The sequence below is a fragment of the Ectobacillus sp. genome, from assembly GCF_056992975.1.
In genome coordinates this window covers 1-6,974 of record NZ_JBXKMX010000069.1, presented here as the reverse complement: position 1 = coordinate 6,974, position 6,974 = coordinate 1, and the positions used below count along the sequence as shown (strand labels likewise).

The 6,974-nt window shown below is 40.2% G+C and carries 8 protein-coding genes; all 8 read right to left on the bottom strand.

The window, feature by feature from the left end:
- Positions 1-232, bottom strand: a 232-nt coding sequence (locus AC11ZT_RS03470; RefSeq protein WP_484058272.1) for an NUDIX domain-containing protein, incomplete at its 3' end; no start/stop codon positions are given.
- A 114-nt stretch (positions 233-346) separates the two neighbouring features.
- Entirely contained in the window at positions 347-556 is a 210-nt protein-coding gene (locus AC11ZT_RS03465) for a hypothetical protein (protein ID WP_484058271.1), read from the bottom strand.
- Positions 557-565: 9 nt separating this feature from the next.
- Positions 566-1,804, bottom strand: coding sequence for a dihydrolipoamide acetyltransferase family protein (locus tag AC11ZT_RS03460; RefSeq protein ID WP_484058270.1), 1,239 nt, complete (start codon positions 1,802-1,804; stop codon positions 566-568).
- A gap of 12 nt (positions 1,805-1,816) precedes the next feature.
- Positions 1,817-2,800, bottom strand: coding sequence for an alpha-ketoacid dehydrogenase subunit beta (locus AC11ZT_RS03455; protein ID WP_484058273.1), 984 nt, complete (start codon positions 2,798-2,800; stop codon positions 1,817-1,819).
- Positions 2,790-3,809: a thiamine pyrophosphate-dependent dehydrogenase E1 component subunit alpha gene (locus AC11ZT_RS03450; protein WP_484058269.1), complete on the bottom strand. Its 1,020-nt coding sequence runs from the start codon at positions 3,807-3,809 to the stop codon at positions 2,790-2,792. Before AC11ZT_RS03450 ends, AC11ZT_RS03455 begins: the two co-directional genes overlap by 11 nt.
- A gap of 62 nt (positions 3,810-3,871) precedes the next feature.
- Positions 3,872-5,293, bottom strand: coding sequence for a dihydrolipoyl dehydrogenase (gene lpdA, locus AC11ZT_RS03445; RefSeq protein ID WP_484058268.1), 1,422 nt, complete (start codon positions 5,291-5,293; stop codon positions 3,872-3,874).
- A gap of 5 nt (positions 5,294-5,298) precedes the next feature.
- Complete coding sequence (gene buk, locus AC11ZT_RS03440) at positions 5,299-6,393, bottom strand: butyrate kinase (RefSeq protein ID WP_484058267.1); 1,095 nt, start codon at positions 6,391-6,393, stop codon at positions 5,299-5,301.
- A gap of 56 nt (positions 6,394-6,449) precedes the next feature.
- Positions 6,450-6,974 (bottom strand): Glu/Leu/Phe/Val dehydrogenase family protein (locus tag AC11ZT_RS03435; RefSeq protein WP_484058266.1); only part of this gene is annotated, 525 nt, incomplete at its 5' end.

Here is a 6,974-nt window from a genome sequence, read left to right as displayed (position 1 = left end):
GCCTAAGTTTGCCAACATCAATTCCTGCTTCTTCAAACACCTCTCGCCGGGCTGTATCTTCTGGAGATTCACCTAACTCCATTAACCCCCCTAAAAGGCCCCATTTCCCATGAGGTTCCGTGCGTTGCTGCAGTAAAATATTTCCTTTCCCATCCAATACTAACACGACAGCTCCAACAAGTATCAACGGAGCATGACCAACAAGCTTCCGAACCTCTTCTACATATCCCATTTATACTAACCTTTCTCTTTTCATTCTTAAGTAACAGTATAGCTTATGTAGTATGCTAGAAAAAAGAGATGTTTCTTATGTTACTTTTTAAAAATGAGTCGAAGGTCACCCTCATTATTTACCATAGCAAGCAAAATATTTTGGATTCTTTCCTTTCCAATTTTCTCCACTAGCCAATCCTCTGATTTTCCCATCCTTCACTACAATTCCAAACATAGAACCGAGTTCAATATTTTGTAGACGGAGTTCGGATAATAAATAATCAATAGAAATACGCGCCATTTTAAAAGAAGTGATGCAAAAAGGGCAGTGTCCTTTTTGCATCACTTCTTTTTAATAAATAGAGGTTGTTTCCTTCGATACACTTTCTAGTATCGCTTTGACGCGTTGTAAAAACCGGCCACAAATGAGCCCATCTAATACACGATGATCAAGAGATAAACAAATATTTACCATATCACGAACGCCAATATATCCGTTATCCATAACAACCGGACGCTTAACAATCGATTCGATTTGTACGATTGCTGCTTGCGGATAATTAATAATCCCCATCGATTGAATCGATCCAAATGTACCTGTGTTGTTAACAGTGAACGTCCCTCCTTGCAAATCATCCAAACCAAGGGAGTTCGTTCTTACTTTCCCAGCCAAATTATTTACTTCACGAGCAATTCCTTTTATTGTTTTCTCATCTGCCCGCTTAATAACCGGTACGAACAGCTCAGAATCAGTTGCTACAGCAATTGAAATATTAATATCTTTTTTCTGGATAATTTTATCTCCCGCCCACATTGCATTCATTTGTGGATACTCTTTTAATGCTCTTGCAACAGCTTTCACGAAGAAGGAAAAGTATGTTAGATTAAATCCTTCTCTCGTCTTAAATTCATCCTTAATTTGATTACGATATGCTACTAGATTAGTTACATCCACTTCTACCATCATCCAAGCATGAGGCACTTCTTGTTTACTTCGCACCATATTGGCTGCAATTGCTTTCCGGATTGATGAAACTGGGACCTCTACATCATATGAAGAAGGAGACGTAATAGCTTCCTTCTTTTCTACTACTTCTTCGTTTTTCATAGGTATTGACACTTGTTCTATTGAAGAAGTAATCGTTCCCTTATCAGCTATACGAAGTACATCCTTGCGTGTAATACGTCCTTGTAACCCAGTTCCTTGTATTGTCGCTAAATCGATATGATGCAAATGGGCTAGCTTTAAAACAGCAGGAGAATATCTAGCCTTAGGCATAGATGAATCCTTCAGCGTGTCTTGAGTTTGTTGAATTTCTCGTTCTTCTTGCACTACGGTACGTTCTGTTTCTTCCGTAATTAGTTTACAAATACTTGCACCTACAACCAACGTATCACCTTCTTGTGCAATTATTTCACTAACTACCCCTGTAAAGGACGAAGGAATTTCTGCATTTACTTTATCTGTCATCACTTCTGCTAATGGATCATATTTATTAACATGATCACCAGTCTGTACAAGCCATTTACTTATGGTACCTTCCGTTACACTTTCACCAAGCTGTGGCATCGTTATAATTTCGACTCCCATCAACTTCCCTCCTTAAAATGCATATAACTTGCGCATTTCATGTTCTACCTTATCTGGATTTACCATGAAAAATTTCTCCATCGTCGGTGCATACGGCATAGCAGGGACGTCCGGTCCAGCTAAACGGGCGATTGGGGCATCTAAATCAAATAAACAATGCTCTGCAATAATAGCTGCTACCTCACTCATTACACTTCCTTCTTTCGTATCCTCTGTCACAAGTAACACCTTTCCTGTTTTGGAAGCTGCTTCTTTGATTGCTTCTTGATCAAGTGGATAAATAGTGCGCAAATCTAATATGTGAGTAGAGATACCATCTTGGGCTACTTTTTCAGCAGCCTGCAAGGCAAAATGGACACAAAGACCATACGTAATGACGGTAATGTCTTCCCCTTCTCGTTTCACATCTGCTTTTCCAATCGGGAGAACATAATCTTCGTCAGGTACTTCCCCTTTAATAAGGCGATATGCACGTTTATGTTCAAAAAACAAAACAGGATCTTCATCACGAATGGCAGCTTTTAATAGACCTTTTGCATCATAAGGGGTGGATGGTATAACAATTTTCAGTCCTGGTTGATTGGCAAAAAGTGCTTCTACTGATTGTGAATGATACAAAGCACCATGAACACCACCACCGAATGGTGCGCGAATCGTAATCGGACAACTCCAATCATTGTTAGAACGATATCGAATCTTAGCGGCTTCCGAAACAATTTGGTTTACAGCTGGCATAATAAAATCTGCAAACTGAATCTCTGCGATGGGGCGCATTCCATACATAGCAGCGCCAATCGCTACACCGACAATTGCAGATTCTGCTAGAGGAGTATCCATTACTCTTGCTTCCCCAAACGTCTCATACAAACCTTGCGTTGCTCTAAATACACCGCCCTTTTTCCCGACATCTTCCCCTAAAATAAATACATGATTATCACGTTCCATCTCCTCATGCATAGCAAGCGTAATGGCATCAATATAGGATTTAATTGGCATCATTATTCCCCCTAGCATATACGTGGTTTAGTGTTGATTCTGGCTCTGCATATGGCGCTCTTTCCGCGTATTCTGTTGCTTCGTCAATAATTTGCATGATCTCACTTTCAATCTGTTTCTCCACTTCATCTGTGAGAACCCCGACTCCTTTTAAATAGGCAGTAAATGTATATAGGGGGTCTTTCCGCTTCGCCTCTTCTACTTCTTCACGTTTGCGATAAGAACGATCATCATCATCACTGGAATGAGGAGTTAGGCGATAGGAAATAGCTTCAATTAATGTAGGCCCTTCACCAGAGCGACCACGATCGGCTGCTTCTTTCACAGCTTTGTAAACTTCTAGCGGATCATTTCCATCTACTGTAACACCAGGCATCCCATATCCAACAGCGCGATCGGAAACATTGACACAAGCTAGTTGTTTTTCAATCGGAACAGAAATTGCATATTTATTATTTTCGCACATAAATATAACAGGTAGTTTATGAACAGCAGCAAAATTTGCTCCTTCATGAAAATCACCCTGATTGGAAGAACCTTCACCGAACGTTACAAAAGTAACAAGATTTTTCCCATCTAATCGTCCTGCAAGTGCCATTCCGACAGCATGCGGGACTTGCGTTGTCACAGGAGATGACCCTGTAACAATATGATTCTTCTTTTGTCCAAAATGGCCGGGCATTTGACGCCCGCCAGAGTTTGGTTCTTCCGCTTTGGCAAATGCAGAAAGCAGCAAATCTTTCGCTGTCATACCAAATGTAAGAACAACCCCCATATCTCTATAGTAGGGCAATATATAATCTATTGCGGGATTTAAAGCAAAAGCAGCTCCTACCTGCGCGGCTTCTTGTCCCTGACACGAAACAACGAATGGGATTTTCCCAGCACGATTTAATAACCACATACGTTCGTCTATTCTACGTGCCTCCACCATCGTACGATACATATCTAATACACGAGAATCAGACAATCCAAGCTCCTGATGACGATTTATAGTATATTCAGTCATTGCTATCTCCTCCTAATTTCATAAAAACGGATGGCAGTGAAGAATCTTCTCATCTCTACTTTTTATGCATGAAGAGCTTTTCCGTCGACAGCTAAAGCTGCTTCTCCAATTGCTTCAGATAGGGATGGATGAGGGTGAATGGTTTTTCCTATTTCCCACGGAGTTGCATCTAATAGTTTTGCTAGCCCCGCTTCAGATATCAAATCTGTAACATGAGGTCCAATCATATGACAACCAAGAAGGTCTTCCGTATCTTCATCAACAACTAGCTTTACAAAGCCATCTTTTTCCCCGTATACGAGTGCCTTGCCAATAGCACGAAAGGAAAACGTCCCTGTTTTCACTTTGTAGCCACGCTTTATAGCAGCCTTCTCCGTTAGTCCAACTGATGCAACTTCTGGATTGCTATATACACATTTTGATATTATTTCATAGTTGATGGGCTGTTGCTTTAGACCTGCCATATGCTCTGTTGCTATTATCCCTTCATGAGATGCAACATGTGCAAGCTGCAATCCGCCAATGACATCACCAATCGCATAAATATGGGGTTCTTTCGTTTGATAATATTCATTTGTTTCAATACATCCATTTTTTATAACAATATCTGTATTCGAAAGACCTAAGTTTTCTATATTTGCTTGGCGTCCAGTGGAAACAAGTATTTTATCACCTGTATATTCTTTTATTTCACCATTTCGCTCTGCTTGAATCGATACGGTTTTCCCTCGCACAAGAGTATCTCCCATTACTTTCGCACTCGTCACGACAGTAACTCCCTTTTTCTTCAGCAAACGCTGCATTTCTTTCGAAATATCTTCATCCTCCAGGGGAAGCAAACGAGAATCATACTCAATAACGGTTACATTTACATCAAAATCAGCTAGCATAGATGCCCATTCTACTCCGATGACACCGCCTCCAATAATAATGATAGAGGAAGGTAGTTCTTTCATTTGCAACGCATGATCCGATGTTAAAACATATTCACCATCAATGGTAAGACCAGGCAATGTTTTAGGACGAGACCCCGTTGCAAGTATGACATATTTCGGAATGAGGATTTCATTTTCCGTGCCGCTGTTCATTTCAACTGAAATCGTTCCTGGTAGGGGGGAAAAAATGGATGGCCCAAGAATGCGACCATATCCCTCGTAAATATCTATTTTCCCCTTTGTCATAAGTTGCATAACACCACGATGAAGCTGGTCCACAATCTTTTGTTTGCGCTCTTGTACCTTTGTGAAATCAAGTGATACATCGCCCGTTTGCACACCAAATTGCGCACTTTTTTTTACAGTAGCAAATACTTCTGCACTTCGAAGTAACGCTTTACTGGGAATACATCCTGCGTGTAGGCATGTACCCCCCAATTTTTTATTTTCTACTATGGCTGTTTTTAACCCAAGTTGACTTGCACGAATGGCAGCTACGTATCCCCCGGTACCGCCTCCAATAATGACGAGATCATAATCCGTTGCCATAGTACTTACCTCCCATTTTCGTTAGGAATAACATATTCTTTTACTTCTTCTTCACCACGCAGTACTCGTAATGTACCTTGGGAAAGTGCCTGTAGTTCATTTTCTCCTGGCTCAACAAACACATTAGCAATCCATTGAACGCGTTCCATAATTTCATGAACGAGTAATTCGCTGAACGCTAATCCACCCGTTAACACAATTGCATCTACTTTTCCATGCAATGCAGTGCTATCCGCTCCAATTTCCTTTGCAATTTGGTATGCCATTGCACTATATATCAGCCTTGCTTCTTTATCTCCATCTGCTATTAACTTTTCAATTTTACTTGCATCCTTTGTACCAAGTAAGGCTGCTAAACCAGCTTGCCCTACCATTTTCTTCATTACTTCTTCACGTGTATATTTTCCAGAAAAACATAGATCAATTAGCTGGCCTACTGGAACACTTCCAGCTCTCTCAGGCGTAAACGGACCTTCCCCGTAAAAGGCATCATTTACATCAATTACTCTTCCCTTATGATGTACCCCTACTGTAATTCCTCCGCCTAAGTGAGCAACAATCATATTTAATTCTTCATATTTTTTACCGATTTTTTTTGCAACACTTCTTGCAACTGCTTTTTGGTTTAGCGCATGGAAGATGCTTCTTCGTTCGATTCCAACAGCACCACTAATTCTAGCAATGTCATCCATTTCATCTACTACAACCGGATCTACGATGAAAGATGGAATTTGTAGTGAGGAAGCAATTTCATGGGCCAGTACTGCACCTAAATTGGAAGCATGGAACCCATTATATCCTTCTCTTAAATCCTTTAACATTGCTTCATTTACTTCATACGTTCCACCCTTAACAGAACGAATTAGTCCGCCTCGACCACACACTGCACTTAAATTTGATACGTTTACCCCATGTAAATCAAGCACTTCTAATATCGTACTTTTTCGAAACTCATACTCATCAAAAATATGAGCAAATGCTGCAATTTCTTCTTCCTTATGACGAATGTTTTCTATAAATATTTCCTGTTCATCTACAAAAACCCCAATTTTTGTAGAGGTGCTCCCCGGATTAATAGCAAGTATGCAAAAACTAGACAATTTTCTTCCCTCCGTAAACTACAGGAAAACGGAATATATTCCCATTTTCTCTCTGCTTATCTTCTACTTAATATGTGATGACCATTTTGTAAAAAGGTGCTTCTTGACTGTTTCATGTTTTGAATTCGTTCTTCAGCTAGTCGGTCTGCAGCTAAGTATGTGGGAATGCCATCCCGTTTTGAAATTTCAATTACTTTCGTAATGTTATCATAAATTCCTTCTACTTTTTTAAGTGCGCGTTCCCGATTGTATCCATATAGCTCATCTGCTACATTTATCACTCCACCTGCATTAATCACATAGTCAGGAGCATAGACAATTCCTCTTTCATAAATTATCTCCCCGTGACGTGCTTCTTTTAATTGATTATTAGCAGCCCCAGCAATTACCTTTGCTTTTATAGCAGGAATGGTTTCATCATTGATAACAGCGCCTAATGCACATGGTGAGAATATATCACACTGCACTTCATATATGTCAGTTGGATCAACTGCAGTTGCAGAAAACTCATCCACAGCCCGTTGTACCGATTGTTTATGAATATCCGTTACGATTAGCTTAGCTCCTTCAAGATGCAAGTG

What these genes read in the sequence shown, in the direction of transcription:
- AC11ZT_RS03465 (WP_484058271.1), bottom strand. Translation starts at nt 556, where the DNA reads ATGCAAAAAGGACACTGCCCTTTTTGCATCACTTCTTTTAAAATGGCG.
- AC11ZT_RS03460 (WP_484058270.1), bottom strand. Translation starts at nt 1,804, where the DNA reads ATGGGAGTCGAAATTATAACGATGCCACAGCTTGGTGAAAGTGTAACG.
- AC11ZT_RS03455 (WP_484058273.1), bottom strand. Translation starts at nt 2,800, where the DNA reads ATGCCAATTAAATCCTATATTGATGCCATTACGCTTGCTATGCATGAG.
- AC11ZT_RS03450 (WP_484058269.1), bottom strand. Translation starts at nt 3,809, where the DNA reads ATGACTGAATATACTATAAATCGTCATCAGGAGCTTGGATTGTCTGAT.
- lpdA (WP_484058268.1), bottom strand. Translation starts at nt 5,293, where the DNA reads ATGGCAACGGATTATGATCTCGTCATTATTGGAGGCGGTACCGGGGGA.